The sequence below is a fragment of the Paenibacillus sp. OK060 genome (assembly GCF_900101205.1).
Classification (GTDB): domain Bacteria; phylum Bacillota; class Bacilli; order Paenibacillales; family Paenibacillaceae; genus Paenibacillus; species Paenibacillus marchantiae.
Map to the genome: position 1 here is coordinate 580,346 of NZ_FNFR01000002.1, position 17,175 is coordinate 597,520.

At 45.1% G+C, this 17,175-nt stretch carries 16 protein-coding genes and 1 pseudogene; 3 read left to right on the forward strand and 14 right to left on the reverse strand.

Translation table 11 applies throughout. The annotated features are described in order from the left end of the window. Positions 1–22 precede the first annotated feature (22 nt). From BLS14_RS08825 to BLS14_RS33545, 8 genes and pseudogenes are all read right to left on the reverse strand, one after another. The gene (locus tag BLS14_RS08825) at positions 23–598 is read right to left on the reverse strand and encodes a nitrous oxide reductase accessory protein NosL (protein ID WP_256336307.1); all 576 of its coding nucleotides are present in this window, start codon (positions 596–598) and stop codon (positions 23–25) included. Beyond that, on the reverse strand, positions 595–1,950 hold the full coding sequence (locus tag BLS14_RS08830) for a right-handed parallel beta-helix repeat-containing protein (protein ID WP_256336308.1): 1,356 nt from the start codon (positions 1,948–1,950) through the stop codon (positions 595–597). The genes BLS14_RS08825 and BLS14_RS08830 overlap by 4 nt, the downstream gene beginning before the upstream one ends. Positions 1,951–2,139: 189 nt before the next feature. Then, a complete protein-coding gene (locus tag BLS14_RS08835) occupies positions 2,140–2,793 on the reverse strand; it encodes a response regulator (protein ID WP_063562787.1) in 654 nt (217 codons plus the stop codon). Continuing rightward, positions 2,790–3,635, reverse strand: coding sequence for a sensor histidine kinase (locus tag BLS14_RS08840; protein ID WP_090951147.1), 846 nt, complete (start codon positions 3,633–3,635; stop codon positions 2,790–2,792). The genes BLS14_RS08835 and BLS14_RS08840 overlap by 4 nt, the downstream gene beginning before the upstream one ends. Before the next feature lie 28 nt (positions 3,636–3,663). After that, positions 3,664–4,392, reverse strand: a complete 729-nt coding sequence (locus BLS14_RS08845) for a response regulator transcription factor (RefSeq protein ID WP_064637232.1) — start codon at positions 4,390–4,392, stop codon at positions 3,664–3,666. 190 nt (positions 4,393–4,582) lie between these two features. Beyond that, positions 4,583–5,665, reverse strand: coding sequence for an ABC transporter substrate-binding protein (locus tag BLS14_RS08850; protein WP_090951150.1), 1,083 nt, complete (start codon positions 5,663–5,665; stop codon positions 4,583–4,585). A 101-nt stretch (positions 5,666–5,766) separates the two neighbouring features. Continuing rightward, the gene (locus BLS14_RS33540; protein WP_371121625.1) at positions 5,767–6,522 is read right to left on the reverse strand and encodes an ABC transporter substrate-binding protein; all 756 of its coding nucleotides are present in this window, start codon (positions 6,520–6,522) and stop codon (positions 5,767–5,769) included. Positions 6,523–6,618: 96 nt separating this feature from the next. Continuing rightward, a pseudogene (locus BLS14_RS33545) lies at positions 6,619–7,380 on the reverse strand (helix-turn-helix transcriptional regulator); the annotation flags it as partial. Between the two features lie 280 nt (positions 7,381–7,660). Here BLS14_RS33545 and nrdI point away from each other — a divergent pair. From nrdI to nrdF, 3 genes are read left to right on the forward strand one after another with little or no spacing between them, the layout of a single operon-like run. Beyond that, the gene (gene nrdI, locus BLS14_RS08860) at positions 7,661–8,020 is read left to right on the forward strand and encodes a class Ib ribonucleoside-diphosphate reductase assembly flavoprotein NrdI (protein ID WP_063562791.1); all 360 of its coding nucleotides are present in this window, start codon (positions 7,661–7,663) and stop codon (positions 8,018–8,020) included. Then, positions 8,007–10,091: a class 1b ribonucleoside-diphosphate reductase subunit alpha gene (gene nrdE, locus BLS14_RS08865; protein ID WP_090951153.1), complete on the forward strand. Its 2,085-nt coding sequence runs from the start codon at positions 8,007–8,009 to the stop codon at positions 10,089–10,091. The genes nrdI and nrdE overlap by 14 nt, the downstream gene beginning before the upstream one ends. A gap of 42 nt (positions 10,092–10,133) precedes the next feature. After that, positions 10,134–11,096, forward strand: a complete 963-nt coding sequence (gene nrdF / locus BLS14_RS08870) for a class 1b ribonucleoside-diphosphate reductase subunit beta (RefSeq protein ID WP_064637224.1) — start codon at positions 10,134–10,136, stop codon at positions 11,094–11,096. Between the two features lie 86 nt (positions 11,097–11,182). Here nrdF and BLS14_RS08875 read toward each other — a convergent pair whose 3' ends face one another. From BLS14_RS08875 to BLS14_RS08900, 6 genes are read right to left on the reverse strand one after another with little or no spacing between them, the layout of a single operon-like run. Further along, positions 11,183–12,226: a hypothetical protein gene (locus BLS14_RS08875; protein ID WP_063562794.1), complete on the reverse strand. Its 1,044-nt coding sequence runs from the start codon at positions 12,224–12,226 to the stop codon at positions 11,183–11,185. Positions 12,227–12,238: 12 nt separating this feature from the next. Next, positions 12,239–13,030, reverse strand: a complete 792-nt coding sequence (locus BLS14_RS08880) for an ABC transporter permease (RefSeq protein ID WP_256336310.1) — start codon at positions 13,028–13,030, stop codon at positions 12,239–12,241. A 24-nt stretch (positions 13,031–13,054) separates the two neighbouring features. Then, complete coding sequence (locus tag BLS14_RS08885; RefSeq protein WP_063562796.1) at positions 13,055–13,864, reverse strand: ABC transporter permease; 810 nt, start codon at positions 13,862–13,864, stop codon at positions 13,055–13,057. Beyond that, positions 13,861–14,844 (reverse strand): ABC transporter ATP-binding protein, encoded by a 984-nt coding sequence (locus tag BLS14_RS08890; RefSeq protein WP_090951156.1) that lies wholly within the window; start codon positions 14,842–14,844, stop codon positions 13,861–13,863. Before BLS14_RS08890 ends, BLS14_RS08885 begins: the two co-directional genes overlap by 4 nt. A gap of 58 nt (positions 14,845–14,902) precedes the next feature. Next, positions 14,903–16,078 (reverse strand): radical SAM protein, encoded by a 1,176-nt coding sequence (locus tag BLS14_RS08895; RefSeq protein WP_063562798.1) that lies wholly within the window; start codon positions 16,076–16,078, stop codon positions 14,903–14,905. Beyond that, entirely contained in the window at positions 16,050–17,156 is a 1,107-nt protein-coding gene (locus BLS14_RS08900) for a glycosyltransferase family protein (RefSeq protein ID WP_090951160.1), read from the reverse strand. Before BLS14_RS08900 ends, BLS14_RS08895 begins: the two co-directional genes overlap by 29 nt. Between the last annotated feature and the right edge of the window lie 19 nt (positions 17,157–17,175).

Consider the following 17,175-nt stretch of genomic DNA (forward strand, 5'->3'; position numbering starts at 1 on the left):
GCATCACCATTTTCATTGGTCATTACTTGTGGCCTGATTCTTCCGTTGATTCGCTTTCTCCATGTGTTTCTTCATGCACGCCTTCACCCATTCCCTCCTCGGATTGCCCATGCTCCCCCATCATATCCATCGTCTCTGTGTTTTGTTTCCAGTCGTGGGAGGCGAGGTCTTCAGCGGTCATAATGGTTCCCACACCCTGCTCGGCAACAAAAGCTTCGGCAGATGGTTTATCCTTGAAATTGAGGATGCCGTAAGCCATCGGTGTACGCAGTGAAGCATCGTATACATAAGTGGCTTTGCTGTACTCAATCCATTCCTTGTCATTATAATCACGAACAAAATCCATCCCGATGTTATCTGTTCCGTTCTCTTCTTTCCACTGATGCATACAACCAATGTCATCAAATTTATAATTTTTACCGTCTTTCGTGGTAAGCTGCGTGGCATAGGCATCATCTTTCACCTGCATTTTGCAAATGGCACAGATATCCACGTCTTCATTGATAGGCAATGCCTCGTATTTTTTTCCGCAAGCTGTTAATAACAGCACCCCAAAGAGAAGCACCATAACTGTTTTCCAATGTGTTTTCATTCTCATTTTCGTAATACCCCCATATTGATCATAATAAAAGTGGCCAGGCCCAGCAGAATGCATCCGATGATCCAAACCCCGGTTATCTCTTTGACCCCTTGTGTACCTACCTTCGTCGTCTGAGATACCGCTTCCATGCTCATTAATGGCGATCTGTCGCTTGTCCACTCTGCCTTGCCTTCCGTAAACAAGTTGCTCATAAAGATCATGCCTGGAGATTGAAAGAAAAGCTGATAGGCCGAATTCCGGTTGACCACTTGCTCATAAAAAGGATTAATTCCATAGGACAGTTCACTAATTCCATCATCGTTCAGGTCAAGACCTTGAAAGGAATCCCAGAAGTTTTCCTTCATCTCATTGTTCCGGCTGTCCTTCGCTGAAGCTTCAATCACATTCGAAACAAATTGATTTCTGGTAAACTGATTATCCTCCGCAAGAACGAGCTGAATTCCGATGAAATTCCGGAGCACCGCATTGCCGCGAATTTCATTTCCTGAGGATTCAGCAATGTTCATGCCAACACGGTTACCTTCCACGACATTGTTATGAACCGAGGATTGCTGTACGTCATACAACAAAATCCCTTGTGAATGCACATTTTCGTTCTGTTTGCGAAAAGAGTTTCCCGATACAACCGTATTCTTGACGCCCATGACCATGGCTCCGGTACTGTTGTTCTCTCCCACATTGTCCACAATAGAAGAGCCATCGATATACATACAATGAATTCCATACCTGGTATGTAACAGCGTGTTACCCTTAACCGTAAGATTGCGACTGTTCTCCAGATATATACCATCCCGCATGCCCGTAATTTTGTTGTCTTCGATGTGGGTACGATGGGAATTGTACAGATCAATGCCATTCCCCTTTTGACCACTGGAAGCAGACTCCGGTCCAGCCCATGAAATAGTATTGCTATGTATGAGCCCATCGACGGAACCCCGCAGCACGATTCCAAAACTTTGACTCTGAATATCCAGGCCCGTGATCTCTACTCGATCTCCTTCAACCTGAATCGCTGCAGTGGGTTCATTTGTTAAGTGTCGTACCGTGAAACCCTGCAATGTCACTCCATCTGAACGAATGGTAATGGTGGATTCAGCTTCCGTATTCAATACCATTACGGATGAGTCCCCTCGAATGGATATATTCTTGTCTATACTTACGGGACCAGAATAAATACCCGGCTCAAGTACAAGCACTTCTCCAGGTCTAGAACCATCAATGATTGGCTGGAGTGGAATAGCATCTTTGGTTTCAGGAGCAGCATTTGCAGTGTCCAGCGGGTAAGATAGCGGGATCAACAGTATCCCTATAAGCAGCAATATGCCCAGGACAATCCGTTCGCGAAACATCATAACCTCCTTCATGAAACACACTGCTCATAGTGTACATAAAAACAAATTTTTGCCATATAGCTCAAGCTAGCTATAGAGCTGGACGTTTTGTGTCCAAATTGTGAGGTCATTGTGGTAAAAGTAGAAAAATCACATCCACTTAACATGAAAATAGAAAGAACACACGGATATAGTAAAAAAAGCTTATTACAGACGATTATGGTCTGTAATAAGCCCTTGCTCCAATGCGTAACGTGTCAGTTGAACACGATTTTGAACCTGCAGTTTTTGCAAAATATTTTTTAAATGATTCTTGACGGTATACTCTGAAATTGTATAATTCACAGCGATTTCTTTGTTCGTCCATCCTGCAGCCACGCCATACAGAATATCCTTTTCCCTTGTCGTTAGTGGAACGTCAGGTTCTTTTTTCTCCGTGAGTGAGACATCCTTCAGGATTTGGTAAGCCACCTCGCGGCTCAATGGAGCTTCTTCTGTAACGATGGAATGAAGATATTCCAGCCACATGGAGGGTTCAAGGTTTTTGAGCAGATAACCCTGAGCTCCCCGTTTCAACGCTTCCAGAAGGTGTAGTACATCATCCGAGACGGTAATCATGACAATTTTCACATAAGGAAACGCCAATTTGATCCGCTGTGTTGCCTCAAGACCGTTCATAATTGGCATCTGAATGTCCATGAGGATTAGATCGGGAAGCCACTGTTCTGTATAATCAATCGCTTGTTGACCGTCCGACACGACGCCAATCACTTCGAAGCTGGGGTCCATGGATAAAATTTCACATATGGCTTCTCTCGCATGAGCGTGATCGTCTACAACAAGTACGCGAGTATGGCTCATAACATCTCACCATCCTTTGAAAATTCGACAACAGTAAGCTGCTGTTCCCTTCGGAATTGCATGTTATAGTTCAGCTCATTCATCCGCTCTCTCATGATTTTCAGTCCATATCGATCCTTTCGTTCAAAGGGATTCATCTCAAATCCTTTTCCATTATCTCGAATCGTAATAATCCAGCACTTCTTGTGCCCTTTTCCCTGAATCCATCCTTGAGAAGCAGATGCGTGCTTTTGAATATTAAAAAGAGCTTCCCGAATACAAGCGAGCAATTCTACTTTCTCTTTGTCAGTAAATGCATCATCCGGGATGCTCCAATCCAGTTCGATTCGGACGGGGATATCTTTGGCAATTCTTCGAATTTGACCAAGTAGTGTGACCGATTCGTTCATAGTGAAGGTATTGTCAACGTTAGGATCATAACGTAAATCGGCAATGGCCTGACGCACATAACGATTGACTTCATGAACCGTTTTCTTGATCGAATACACATCGTCCAACTGTTGATCCAACTTGGCTTGTTCCTCTAAACGCCCCACTTTTACCGATAATAAAAAAAGGGATTGGGCGATTCCATCATGGAGTTCCTTGGCCATCTTTTCACGAGATTCCAATGCGGCTTTGGCTTCACGCTCATGCTCCAGCTCTTTTTGAATACGTTCCAACATCAGAAACAGCCGAGTTAACAACGTTATACTCACGACATATACAATGACAGGCGTAAGCCAGTTGCCCAAATTCATTGATATGTAGGGGAGCAGAAACTGATGTCGTACATACTCCCACAGTCCAACGGTCAAGGTGGGAATGAGCAAGATCATCCACTTGATTTGTTTGTAAGACATATTCTCCTCCTGAACTGCAAGATAAGAATCAGTGAGGCAAACGAAGAATATAACCGAACCCCCACAGGGTTTGAATCAGATCTTCCCGATTCGGCACATACTCGGATAGTTTGTCACGCAACCGTTTCACATGGGTATCTACAGTCCGATAATCCAGATCTTCCTCATGCTCCACTTTCCAAACAATTCTCAGCAAATCCTGCCTAGAGAATGCGATTTCCGAGTGTGTCGCCAGATGATAAAGCAAATCAAATTCTTTGGGAGTCATATGAATCTCCTCTTGTCCTACTGTGACTCTACGGGAAGTTGGATTGATTAGAATGGAGGAAATCAACACCTCGCTCGCTGAATGATCTTTTGGCGCAGGTTCGATTAATCCGTTATAACGAGCCATCATAGTTTTAATACGTAGCACAACCTCCCTCGGACTGAATGGTTTCATGACAAAGTCATCCGCCCCTGCTTTGAAAGCTTCAAGCCGATCAGTTTCTTCTGACTTGGCTGTCAGAAACATGACGGGTATGCTTAAGTTGGTCCTAAGATAATGGCATATTTCAATTCCCTTAATATCGGGAAGAATCCAATCGAGAATGATCAAGGCATAAGAACCGTGATGAAGCTGCCCAAGGGCTTGCCAGCCTAGCGAAGCCTCCTCAACGATAAATTGTTCTTTCTCCAAATACATGCGAAGAAGTCTTCGGACCCGTTCATCATCATCTACAATCAATATTCTATTTTGCTGCAGGGTCCCGTTCATGTCTTACCTCCAAATCTTTGCGATATTCTGGTTATTTTCTTAGTTTCTCATTGTAAAGCCTCAAGCCAGTGAGTGAACTTGATGTAATCAGCATACCTTCAACGTACTCAAAAGGCATGACTCCATAGAGCCATGCCTTTAATAATCTATCTCTGAATTGTAGACAATGTATGAACGATTATGTCCAGGCTTATTTCTTGCCAGTGACGGCTGCTACCACATCGTCTGCCACCTTGCCGTCTGCAATTGGGCCGGACATCATCCAATGTCTGGCTGACACTTTGAACACATGGTTGTCCTTCACAGCAGGCATCGTTTTCCATACATGAAGTTTCTCAACTTCCGTTGCAACGGCACTGTTCTCATTGAACTCTTCTTCCGTGCTAATCGATCCTCCGTAGATGGCAAACACATAATCAGCTCCAATAGAAGGCAGCTTCTCTAGAGATGTCGTGACTCCCCAATCGTCCTTAGTATCCTTCTGGAATGCTGCAACGCTTTCGTCTGGATTTAACCCCAATTCAGTGTAGATAAGTGGAGCGAAGCTCGGAAAGAACACCTGCAGATCCTTGTCCGATGGACGCATGAAGACAACTGTTTTGTCCGGGCCCACAGCCGAAATGATATCTTCCTTGGCCTGTTTCAGTTTGTCGGTGTTCGCCTGAAGCACCTCCTGTGCTTTATCTTCCAAGCCCGTTGCCCTTCCTATTTCCACAATGGTTTTCTCCCAATCATCCGGTGAATAGGCAATGGTTGGCGCAATCTTGCTCAGTTCCTCATACGCTTTGTCATCAATGGCGTTTCGCTGAACCACGATAAGATCGGGCTGGGTTGCCAAGATGGCTTCCAGATTCGGATTGAAATCCGCATTTCCAGCGAGCGGAATGTTCAGTGCTTTGAGCTGGTCATCCAAGTAGTAGCCATCAAAGTCGTATGCATAGACCATCGGTACGCCCAGGGACAATGTAAGATCCTCCAGACCAAATACGGCAACACGTTTTGGATGTAGCGGAACTTCCGTTTTGCCCATGGCATGTTCGATGACCTGAGTCTGAGGCTCTTCGGCAGTTTGAGTCGCTGCGCTTGCGTTTGTCTTGGTCGTTTCTGTTGTGGCTTGCTCCCCTGCTGTATTTGTTTTATTTCCGCAGGCAACAACCATAATTGAAAGAACCAATAGCAGGAGCATCAATCCTGCAAATCCGCGTTTCCTTCCATGTGTATCCTTTTTTGAACGATCTCTTCTAAAGAGATCATTATTTTCTGTGTGAGACATGAGTTCCCCTCCGCATTTCTGTATTGAGAATGATTATCACATGATGATTATACAGATGTTCCTCAGCGAAGAAAATAGAAGAAGATGTCTACTTTCGCCCATTACCGGGCACTAAATAGCAAGTTTACTTCCTGAAGCAGAAGTTCATGCCGATTGGCTGTATGTTCCAGGATCGGTTCGCTTAACCAATGTCCTCCCTGTGTCAGATAGACTTGTCGGTTTCGTACGGCATGCAGCTGTTTCCAGCTTTCCACATGTTGAAGCCTCTCCCACACCATCAGGGAATGATGGTCCTTCATAACACTAACGATGATGACGTCCGCATCGAATGCAGCAAGCTGTTCGGCTTCCACGTATCTGGTAAATTCGATCTGATCCACACCCGAAGCCGCGGCAATCTTCAAATCGTCATAAAATACGGTTCCTGCTCTTCTACCCCAGATCTGAATGCCCCGGGGAGACACACTTAATGCGATTAGCTTACCTTGCTGAAACGAATGAGGAATATAATGAAGAACCGTTTCCACCTTTTCCTCATATCGAAGAAGCCATCTTTCACTTTCATTCTCCCGATCCAAAAAACGGGCCGTTCGCCGCAGATGTTGCCGCCAATCCTCTCCGTGCCAACTTAGAAACAACACCGGTGCGATGTGCCGCAGCTTCTCTTTCTCCTCTTCGGGGATCATCTCGTCCAATGCAACAATCCGGTCTGGCCTGGCCCGCATCAATGCTTTGAGGTTGAAATCATAGTCGTGGCTGAGTGCTACCTTGACATCATAACGATATTTCCGACGGTAATCATCTGTCCAAAACTGATCAATGGGCGCTGCGAAGGGGATGATTTGCAGGGTCAGCAAATGCCCGATATTGGGCCAGCTGTACGCGGCTGTTTTGCATTTCCTGTTCGCAATATATGTACGAGGCGGTAATCCCACCTGCTTTTTGAATTGGCTGCTGAAATAGTGTTGGTCCTTGAAACCTGCCAACAGAGCAATGTCCTTCAGTGGTTGTCCTGCTTCCATCAGACGTTTGGCCTCGTTGGTGCGAATCTCTGCCAGATAGTCCATCGAACTCTGACCGAACTTCTCTTTGAATGATCTCATGAAATAATAGCGGCTCATGCCCGCTTCATCGGCCAGGTTCTCGACTGTGATTGTATCCTGATAGTGATGCAGCATGTATTTCCGTGCTCTCTCGAGTGCGTTCTCGTGTTGGTTCTGCTTCTTGAACAGAAGATGCAGCAGGTCCTGGAAACCTGCTTGGCTTGCGAAACGATCTGTTGAATCACCGGTATGCCAGTAACAGACGATTTTTTCGCAAAGTTGCTGCACCTGTGCATCTGGAAACGTGATTGGCTTACCAAGCTCCGTCAACAAATGCTCAGAGGACACCTTCTGTCCTTCATATGGAATGATGCCGATATGAATCCGGTATATGATCTGCTCTCCATCCGCTAAATAAACGGTCTCGACCCGTTGGCCTGGTAATACTATATGGGCACTATTTGGAACGAACGGATGCGGTATGCCATCAATGACGATTTTGCCGTGACGATTTGCAGCAACAAGAATGACATGATCTGGTGTTTCTTTGTATACCAAACGATAGGCCTTGTCGACCGAATCCTTGAATACGTTCTTTAATCCATACCATGCGAGATCTGCTGCTGTCTGTCCTTCACCCTCTGGGTGATTTTGTTGTAAATGTGTCATCATAGCGCATCCCTCTTTTCGAATCTTCTTCAAAATTCTAAATGATAACAATTCTCAATGTCAATCATAATTCTCTCATGCACCAAATATCGTGTCTTCGAATATGGATATCTACTAAGCCACAAATTTTTAAACCTAGTAATAGAGCCCATTCATCCGGTTTTTCACAAAATTGATACCGATAAGCATTTGACAAAGCTATATATTGATATAAAATTAAGAAATAGATCTATATATAGTGTTTGTTTTTGATCACCTTTCATTTGTCAAGGAGGATATGATAGTGCTAATTGTGTATGATTCTATAACCGGGAATGTTAAGAGGTTTATTTCCAAGCTTCAACTGCCGGCTGTTCAGATTCAGAATCAAATGACGATTGATGAACCGTACGTACTTGTGACATATACAACTGGTTTTGGACAGATACCTGATAAGGTGTCTTCTTTTTTGCAAAAAAACTCTGCATACCTGATTGGCGTGGCCGCCAGCGGTAACCGTAACTGGGGTGAGCGTTTTGCCAAAAGTGCAGATTTAATATCTGCATCTTATAACGTCCCGGTTATTAGTAAATTTGAATTATCGGGCTCCAAGAGAGATGTGGAGTATTTTGAACAGGAGGTGAGCCGCATTGCGTCATATTGAATTAAATAACATGCTGCTAAAGCGCGACTCTGATGGCTTCTTCCAGTTACATAAGGATAAAGAGGCTGTAGAGGAGTTTATGAGAGAAATCAAAAATAAAAGCATGGCGTTTGCCAACATTGATGATCAAGTCAAATTCATGATTGATCATGATTATTACGAAGATTTCTATGCTTCCTATACAGCTGACCAAGTTAGAACCGTATTTGAAATTACGCATGGCTATCAATATAACTTTCCTTCCTATATGGCAGCTTCTAAATTCTATACTGATTATGCATTGAGAACATATGACCGCAAAACATACCTTGAGCAATATGCGGATCGAGTAGCAGCCGTAGCACTTCATCTGGGTCAAGGACACTTTGATACGGCTTGTTTGCTGTCTCGTTCTATGATGGAACAGCGTCTTCAACCGGCAACCCCTACTTTTCTAAATGCGGGAAAAAGTCGGCGCGGTGAACTGGTTTCTTGCTTCCTGCTTGAAATGGATGATTCACTGAACTCCATAAACTATGTACTAAACACTTGTATGCAGTTATCCAAAATCGGTGGTGGAGTGGCTGTCAACCTGTCGAAGTTGCGTGCTCGTGGTGAAGTCATTAAAGGGGTTGAAGGTGCTGCTAAAGGCATCACGCCTGTTCTCAAGCTGATGGAAGATGGCTTCTCCTACGCTGATCAGATGGGTCAACGTAAGGGGTCTGGTGCAGCATACTATAATATTTTCGGTTGGGACGTTATGGAACTGCTGGATAGCAAAAAGATTAATGCGGATGAGAAAATCCGGCTGAAAACTCTCTCTATCGGACTTATTGTCCCTAATCGTTTCTATAAGCTGGCTCAAGATAATGAGCCCCTGTACCTCTTCGCACCTTATAGTGTCTACAAGGCGTATGGAACACATTTGGATGATATGGATCTGGACGTGATGTATGATACCTTGCTGGCTGACGACCGCGTGAAGAAGAAGAAATCGCTCAGTGCACGGGATATGCTGACCAAAATAGCGATGACTCAACTTGAATCCGGTTATCCCTACATCATTAATAAAACCAATGCCAATCAAGCACATGCCTTGAAAAACGTAGGACAAGTCAAAATGTCGAACCTCTGCACAGAGATCTTCCAGCTCCAGGAAACTTCTGAAATTACAGACTATGGTCAACCGGATATTATCCGCAAAGATATCAGCTGCAACCTGGCCTCCCTCAATATTGTTAATGTTATGGAGAGTGGCAAGATCAAGGAATCCGTTCATGAGGGAATGATCGCACTAACCTCCGTCAGCGACATGACACATGTAGCCAATGCTCCCGGTGTGGCAAAAGCCAATTCCGAAATGCATTCCGTTGGCTTGGGTGCCATGAATCTGCACGGTTACTTAGCCAAAAACAGGATTGCTTATGAGAGCTCGGAGGCCAAGGATTTTGTACGTACCTTCTTTATGACCATGAATTATCATTCTCTGGAGAAAAGTATGGAGTTTTCAGAGCAAACGGGTCAACGGTTCTATGGATTCGAGGAATCGGACTATGCGACTGGGGTATATTTTGATCGTTATGTGACTACGGATTACCGTCCCACCACATCGAAAGTACAAGAATTGTTCAACGGAATTGCTGTTCCGTCTCCTGAAGATTGGAACCTGCTTAAGTCTAAAGTGATGAAAAATGGCCTCTATCATGCCTATCGCATGGCTATTGCTCCAACGGCCAGCATCTCTTATATCCAAAACGCAACATCCAGTGTAATGCCCATCGTGGAACAAATTGAGACACGGACCTATGCCAATTCAACCACGTATTATCCAATGCCCTATTTGCAAAAGGATAATGTCTTCTATTACAAGTCAGCGTATCAAATGGATCAATTCAAGGTAATTGATTTGATTGCGGAGATTCAGCCGCATGTGGATCAAGGCATCTCAACCATTCTGCATGTAAACAGTGATGTATCCACGCGGGAGTTGGCTCGCTGCTACCTGTATGCTGCTCATAAAGGGTTGAAATCTCTGTATTATACAAGAACCAACAAGCTGACGATGGAAGAATGCATTGCTTGTTCAATATAAATAATTTCCCTTTAGGGTATTACGATTGGAGTATGATTTACCATGCCGGCAATTCAAGCTGTGAACTGGAATCGAGCGGATGATGATTTCACTCTGATGTTCTGGAATCAGAATATTATGCAATTTTGGACCGATGACGAGATTCCTTTATCCGATGATAAAATGACCTGGGGCATGCTCAGTGATATAGAAAAAGACGCTTATATGAAAGTTTTGGGAGGCTTAACCCTTCTGGATACGATCCAGGGCGGTGTAGGTATGCCGCAGATTATGGAGCATGTCGATGGACTGCAACGCAAAGCCGTACTTAGTTTTATGGCGATGATGGAACAAATTCATGCGAAATCATACAGCAGTATTTTTACCACGTTGGCATCAACCGAAGAAATTGACAGTGTATTTAAATGGGTGGAAGAAAATCCATATCTGCAAACCAAAGCGACGGTTATACGTCAGTATTACATGAACATTGAAACTTCAAAAGATCTGTATATGGCGATGGCGGCCTCCGTTCTTTTGGAAAGTTATTTGTTTTACAGCGGATTTTTCTATCCACTCTATTTAGCTGGACAAGGCAAACTCACATGCAGTGGTGAGATCATTGATCTGATTCTGCGGGATGAAAGTATTCACGGTGTATATGTGGGGGTATTGGCCCAGGAAATATACGCGAGCTTTGATGAAACGCAGCGGAACGATGTGTATCAAGGTTTGGTTGATCTAGTACAGCTTCTTCATCAAAATGAGTTGCAATATACGGAGGCATTATATACACCTATTCATTTGACCGAAGAAGTGGAAACCTTCCTTCGTTATAATGCTAATAAAGCCATGATGAACCTCGGTTTTGAGCCATTATTTGAAGACGAGGAAGTTAACCCGATTGTGTTAAATGGAATCAGTACACATACCAAACAGCACGACTTTTTCTCTAAAAAAGGCAATGGGTATATTCGTACTCTGAATGTAGAACCTCTGACGGATGATGATTTCAAGTTTGAATAAGTCATAAAGAATCATAATAAGGCTAACGTGAGCCTATGAATATAAATAAAGAAGGCTGTTCCTCCCCGAGGAATAGCCTTCTTTATTTACTTTTCGAGCAATGAAATCAGTCTTTGCAGCAGAACAGGCTCTTCCTTGCGGAATTGCTCCAACCGGAGTCTTACCTTCGCAAACACGGCTTTGTCTTCACGAATTTCATGACGGATGTATTGATCCCTTAGCTTCATTGCCCTGGTGGTTATATCCTGATAACCATTCACAAGTTCTTCGTCGTAGGGGATCATCCCCTCATCGATCAAGTAGGCAATCCGTTCACTCATCATTTTTTTGTGCTCCCAGAGCAAATGAAGATGCCTTACATCGTTACGGTCACCGAGACGAGGATCGTTGCTCTCTACCGCATCATAGTACATTTGCAAATAGTCGTAGACGTCAATTCCGAAAGCCTGTTCGTCATCAGGAATGTAATTAATGCGATTCAGATGAGTCTCTCCGTTCAGGTAATCATGCAGTTGGTCGAGTGCTACGATTCTATCGAAAGGATAAGGAGAATGCGGCTCGTATTTGTAAAAATAAGTGTGATGATCCGCGGTGAGCCCCTCTCTGAGCAGATGTCTCATGGAATGGACAGCATCCAGGAATTCCGTGAATGGAATCTGTACATTGCGGTAAACTCCCGTATGGTCGAACATGGAAGCATCAAAAAAACGATTGTCCCAATCGAAACCGTACAGAAAAAGATGATGAGGAAACGGTTCCTGCTGATAGGCCGCCGCTGGCGGTAGCTTCGCTTCGTCCAAAAACACGACACAATAATAGCCGCTGCGAATCTGATCCGCGAAAAATTGGGGCCAGGCGTCCAGCGCCAAATGCTCCAGAATCGTATAATTCACAGAGCATGTGAGTAGAAATGGATTATTGAAATTCAGTTCGTTGGGTTTGCCCCGAAAAAAATCGATATAAAACTGTCTGCCATCCTCCAGAAAGGTTTTCTTGCAGGACAACTGAATGAAGTTGCTGTAATACCAAGGAATCGTTTCCTCATGTGCACTGGTAATCGAAAGCGTGTAAGCCCACCTCAGAAATCCTTTAAGCGGCGGATTTGACACGGGCAGCTGAACAGCATTCATTCTTTCTCCCCCTTAACTGCTTGCACTACTATATCCCTTTACAGCCTGTTTCCAGAGCAATCGTATAACTGTGAAGAGTATAAGCGAAGCGACCAACGCCAGTCCTGTATAGAGCCAGCTGAGCTGTCCTAGCAGGAACATCGGCCCGAAATTGGTAATCAGGAACAGCGGAATGACAAAGGTACCGATCCGCCGGACCCAAGTTGGATATATTGCCATTGGAAAATTGTTGGCGTCCCAGGCGGAATGAGCAATCTCCGATGCAGAGCCCGTCTGAACGAACCGAAATGAAAGCAATGCAGGGATAATCATTAGACAGTATGTGATGATAACGGACACGAATAACAGCAGCATAAACCCGGCTAGCTGGAGAAACGTCAGGGGTATGTCCATGGCATGCCAGCCAATGCCAATCATGACGAAACCAACTAAAATATCAGGGATTGGCAGCGCCAGATCGACATAACGCAAAGAAGCCATGAATTGAAGAGAAACCGGCTTCGTTAACATTAGATCAAGTGAGCCGTCCTTAATATATTCCGGAATTTTCGTGAAATTGGTGAAAAACAGACCCACGTACATTCCTGTCACCACGGTGTGCATGCCTATAAATAGAAGCAGCCCTTCTGGCGGTATGCCGTCGACGTGAAGATCGGTTCGGAACACAACCAGTACATATAACAGTTTGGCGAGCAGGTAGACGGATTCCACCAGCAGGCTCATCATGAAATTACCCCGAAACTCCATCTGGGCAATGAGACAATTTTTGATGAACATGCCATACAAATGTGCGTATTTTCTCATGACTCTAAACATATGGAATCTCCGCTACCCCCCAACCGCTGAATATTTCTTCATGGATATGCGCCACGTTAGACGGGATAGCCATAAGAACAGGAGTATCCACCCCAACTGGATGAGCAATCCTTGATACATCGCCGCCACTTCCGTTTTGCCGCTGAGCACATTGACCGGAAAATAAATGGTATACGGAAACGGCGTGTACTGAAGTGCCTCCACTATCGAATCCCCGAAAATCTCCAACGGAAACATACCTCCGCTCAGAATATTCACGAGCAGACTCGTAATGACGAAAAAATAAGAGATTTCATTTAGATAAAAAGCACTTGCACAGATGCAATAAGAGATCAAGAAATTGAGCAATAGCGCCCCCGACAACGTAACGACGAACAAGATTAGCCGTATGATCTGGAACTCAAGCACACCACCGGCAGATGATATCCAGATAATCCCGACAAGCAGCACAGCTGTAACGCCGTAATAGATCGCCTTCTGTCCGAAAAAGGATACTAGCCGATATCCGAAGTAACTAACCGGTTTGATCAAATACTTGTTGAGACCGCCGTTCTTGATGTCATCGACAATCTGGTGCTCGAACTGGGTAGCGATCAGCTTGGAAACCAAGCCCGCCAAGATCGTATACAAAATAATTTGATTATATGAATACGAGAATAGCGCCGTTTCGCCGGAATGTTGGTACACCGCAGTCCATATAAAATACTGGACAAGAATCGGAAACGCGGCTCCGAGAAGACCGAGAAAGAAGTGAAATCGGTATTCCATCGATTGCTGCACACCCATCGAAAATACAGCCGTATACAATTTGCGTCCATTCATCCGACGGATTCCTTTTGGTAGAGCATCGATATACTCTCCTCGATCGGCACATCCTCAATCGTCCAGTCAACGATTGGAAACGAATCGAGCATAGCACGCGACACTTCTTTTAGACGGTGTTTGGGCAGTTCCAGAACAACGCTGTAGTCGTCTGCGCTGATCATTTTTCCGAATTTGGCCAGCCGCTGCTCGGCAACCGGTTCCGAGAACTGCAACTTTACAATTTTGTGATCGCCAAACAGATCATTAATCTTATGAAGATCTCCGTCATACAGAAGACTTCCTTCGTTAATAATGATTGTCCGCTTGCACAGGTCCTCCACGTCCTTCATGTAGTGGCTCGTCAGCAGGATCGTGGCGCCAAACTGCTCATTATAGTATTTCAGAAATTCCCGCACCCTCTTCTGAGAGGGGAAATCCAGGCCGATCGTTGGCTCGTCAAGATACAGCAGCTTTGGTCGGTGGATCAGAGCGGCGATTAGCTCCATTTTCATACGTTCACCCAAGGACAGCCTGCGAACCTGTACATCCAGCAAGTCTTGCACATCAAGCATCTCTGATAGTTCGGCAAGACTTCGACGATAGAGATTATCCTCGACGTCATATATACATTTGTTCAAATAAATCGAATCGCTCGCAGGAAGGTCCCACCAAAGTTGATTTTTCTGACCCATTACAATGGAGAACAGTCGTTTGAATTCGTTCTTTCGCTCCCAAGGTACAAAGCCAAGTACGTCGGCTTCTCCGCTTGTGGGATATAGAATGCCCGACAACATTTTGAGCGTTGTGGTTTTACCTGCTCCGTTCGGACCCAGAAATCCAACGCACTCTCCGGGGCCGATATCGAAGGAAACGGATTTAACCGCTTCCTTCACAAGTGATTTACGAGCAAATAAGTTTTTCAGTGAATGTTTGAGTCCTGCTTCTTTCCGGTAATATATGAACGATTTGTGCAGTTCCCGTACACGGATAAAGTCCATCCCCGCTCCTCCTGAATGATTGCATGTTTTCCCTTATTGGCGGCTAAAGTTAAAGCGATTAAACTCCGTTGTTATACAGAAGCACGCATTTGGAGCAAATCGGTGTCAGACCGCAGGCCAGAATCTCGCGTTGTTTTCGCAGATCCTCACCGTGGAAAATATCGGCCACACTTTCTTCGTATAAATTACCGACACTGAATTCCGGAAAAAATTTGCATGGATTGACCTTACCGTCTGGCATCACGTCCATCCGGTTCGAGATCGAGAAACACTTGGTCCGATTCATGGCTGGCTTTTCGCTACCTCGAATAAAACCTTCTACCTCTTCGGGCTCCAGCGCAGGCTGATAGCGGATACGTACATTCCACACTCGTGAATTGACTCGTTTAAATTCCTCGATTAATGTGTCGAAACGGTCCGGTGAGATGTGAAACGTGAAAGAGTGCCAGCTATTCTTGTGGTCACTCGCAAAGCGGGAAGCAAGGTGTGGAAAGTGTGCATCAAAGTAGGTGTCCATTTTTTCCGCCGTATCGGAAGGGATGTACCATGGGAAGCAGAAGTACACGGAATCAACGCCCAGCTCTTCAAAGAATTCCATCAAGCTATACAGCTGATCGACCATCTGGTCATTTACTGTCAGGGCTACGGACACTTTGCCTTTGTACAAGCCCTGCTTTTGCAGATCCAACAGCAGCTGTATGGCGTGAATCACTTTTTTGAAAGTGCCTTTACCCCGAATCGCGTCATTCTCCTTCTCGAATCCTTCCAGGCTGACCAGCATGACTAAATTTTTAGACATTTTCAAAATGGAATCCAGCTTTTGTTCAATGAGAATCGCGTTTGTGCAAATGGTCGTATGCCGGTCTTCCTTAGCCAGCAGTTCTGCCAGTTCATCGAACTTAGAGTAAAATAGCGGTTCTCCGCCCCACAGGAACACACGTGATTTGCGTTCTCTCGTTTCGGCGAGCAGTTTCTCCACGACGGGAATCTCGATTTCGTCTCTCTTCACTTCACTGGCAAAGCCGTGATGGAAGCCATCTGGATTCCATTCAAAGCAATGCTTGCAGCGCAGGTTACAGCCGTTATTAAGCTTGATTCCGATCTCATAAGGCACGGGTGCGGCATACGTCGGGTCCTCCCGGCGTTTCCTTCCCGTTTCCGCGAGTGGAACGAGGGTTCTTTTCATATTTTGGAATGTCAGCTTATCAAACGTAACTGCTGTTTTCGGCTGCATGCGTTTTCCTCCCCAAATGATTGATTTTTGATCGCTGCTCCAGTAAACGTTCGTACATTTCTTCGAGATGTTGTTCCGAGTAATCTAGGGCTTTCCATTCCGCAAATCGGATACCGAAACCACAGGATTCCCAATACTTTGAATTCTGAAGCTCATGGTCACCAAACGGCTCTAACATGACAAAAGGTATTCCGTAGGACAACGAATCGTTCAGTGTCGCTCCTCCGGGCTTGCTGATAATGGCAGCGCAATTGCGCATCAGATCCGTGTAAGCAGAGTAATCACGGAGCGGAATTGCCCGAAGAATGCCCTCTTCACGCACATATCGATTCATTGGTGGAAACAAATGCCGCCCCTGGGCATCCCGACTCCACGGATTCCATGAAACCTCTGTTCCGAAGTAGCGTGTGCTCTCATCGTCCTCCTCCACCTCGGAAGGATTGTAGACGATCACATCCAGCAAATAACCAAATTGACGAAGCTCTGCAATCGTTGACGCGTATGTTCCTATCCCCCAGCCGCCGCCATGGATCAGAATGCGCCCGTCACGCTGTGCATAAGCCAGAAGCTCCTTTTCATCTGAGGCAATATAGAAGTCTGGAGACAACCTTGAAGGCTCGTAAAGCCAAACGTTCTCGTAGTCCGGATACAAGGACTTGTGTACCTTAAACGATGGCGTATCGCACACGTCCAAGCGGATCAGTTGAATATCCAAAGGCGTGTGCGCAATGGCTTTGTACCTCTCCAGGATCGGAAGCCAAAAACCGGTAAACACAGCAAAATGAGATACCCCATCACGTATCCATGAGTCCAACAGGAACTGGACTTCCGCTTCATTCAGGGAAGAGTCTACAGGCTTAGCCAGTTTATGCCCCATAAGGGCAACAGAGAAATCGGCATGAAATGCTTTTTTGGTGGAATTAATTTTGCACCTGATTTCTTCATGATACAGGTTCTCCAGAACGTGAACTTCTGTTCTAACACCTCTATCTTGTAGGTACGTGTTTAGATGCATAGCCGGAATGTATGCACCAAGCGAATTGCCTGACGCAAGCAGGGTAACCGAAGATGAATTCATGCGCAGCCTCCGCATTCCA

Excerpts from the sequence above, each read along its gene's own strand:
- BLS14_RS08835 (WP_063562787.1), bottom strand. The coding sequence starts at position 2,793 with ATGAGCCATACTCGCGTACTTGTTGTAGACGATCACGCTCATGCGAGA.
- BLS14_RS08875 (WP_063562794.1), bottom strand. The coding sequence starts at position 12,226 with ATGAATGCTGTTCAGCTGCCCGTGTCAAATCCGCCGCTTAAAGGATTT.
- nrdF (WP_064637224.1), top strand. The coding sequence starts at position 10,134 with ATGCCGGCAATTCAAGCTGTGAACTGGAATCGAGCGGATGATGATTTC.
- BLS14_RS08850 (WP_090951150.1), bottom strand. The coding sequence starts at position 5,665 with ATGTCTCACACAGAAAATAATGATCTCTTTAGAAGAGATCGTTCAAAA.
- BLS14_RS08845 (WP_064637232.1), bottom strand. The coding sequence starts at position 4,392 with ATGAACGGGACCCTGCAGCAAAATAGAATATTGATTGTAGATGATGAT.
- BLS14_RS08840 (WP_090951147.1), bottom strand. The coding sequence starts at position 3,635 with ATGTCTTACAAACAAATCAAGTGGATGATCTTGCTCATTCCCACCTTG.
- BLS14_RS08825 (WP_256336307.1), bottom strand. The coding sequence starts at position 598 with ATGAGAATGAAAACACATTGGAAAACAGTTATGGTGCTTCTCTTTGGG.
- BLS14_RS08900 (WP_090951160.1), bottom strand. The coding sequence starts at position 17,156 with ATGAATTCATCTTCGGTTACCCTGCTTGCGTCAGGCAATTCGCTTGGT.
- BLS14_RS08895 (WP_063562798.1), bottom strand. The coding sequence starts at position 16,078 with ATGCAGCCGAAAACAGCAGTTACGTTTGATAAGCTGACATTCCAAAAT.
- BLS14_RS08885 (WP_063562796.1), bottom strand. The coding sequence starts at position 13,864 with ATGAATGGACGCAAATTGTATACGGCTGTATTTTCGATGGGTGTGCAG.
- BLS14_RS08830 (WP_256336308.1), bottom strand. The coding sequence starts at position 1,950 with ATGTTTCGCGAACGGATTGTCCTGGGCATATTGCTGCTTATAGGGATA.
- BLS14_RS08890 (WP_090951156.1), bottom strand. The coding sequence starts at position 14,844 with ATGGACTTTATCCGTGTACGGGAACTGCACAAATCGTTCATATATTAC.
- BLS14_RS08880 (WP_256336310.1), bottom strand. The coding sequence starts at position 13,030 with ATGAGAAAATACGCACATTTGTATGGCATGTTCATCAAAAATTGTCTC.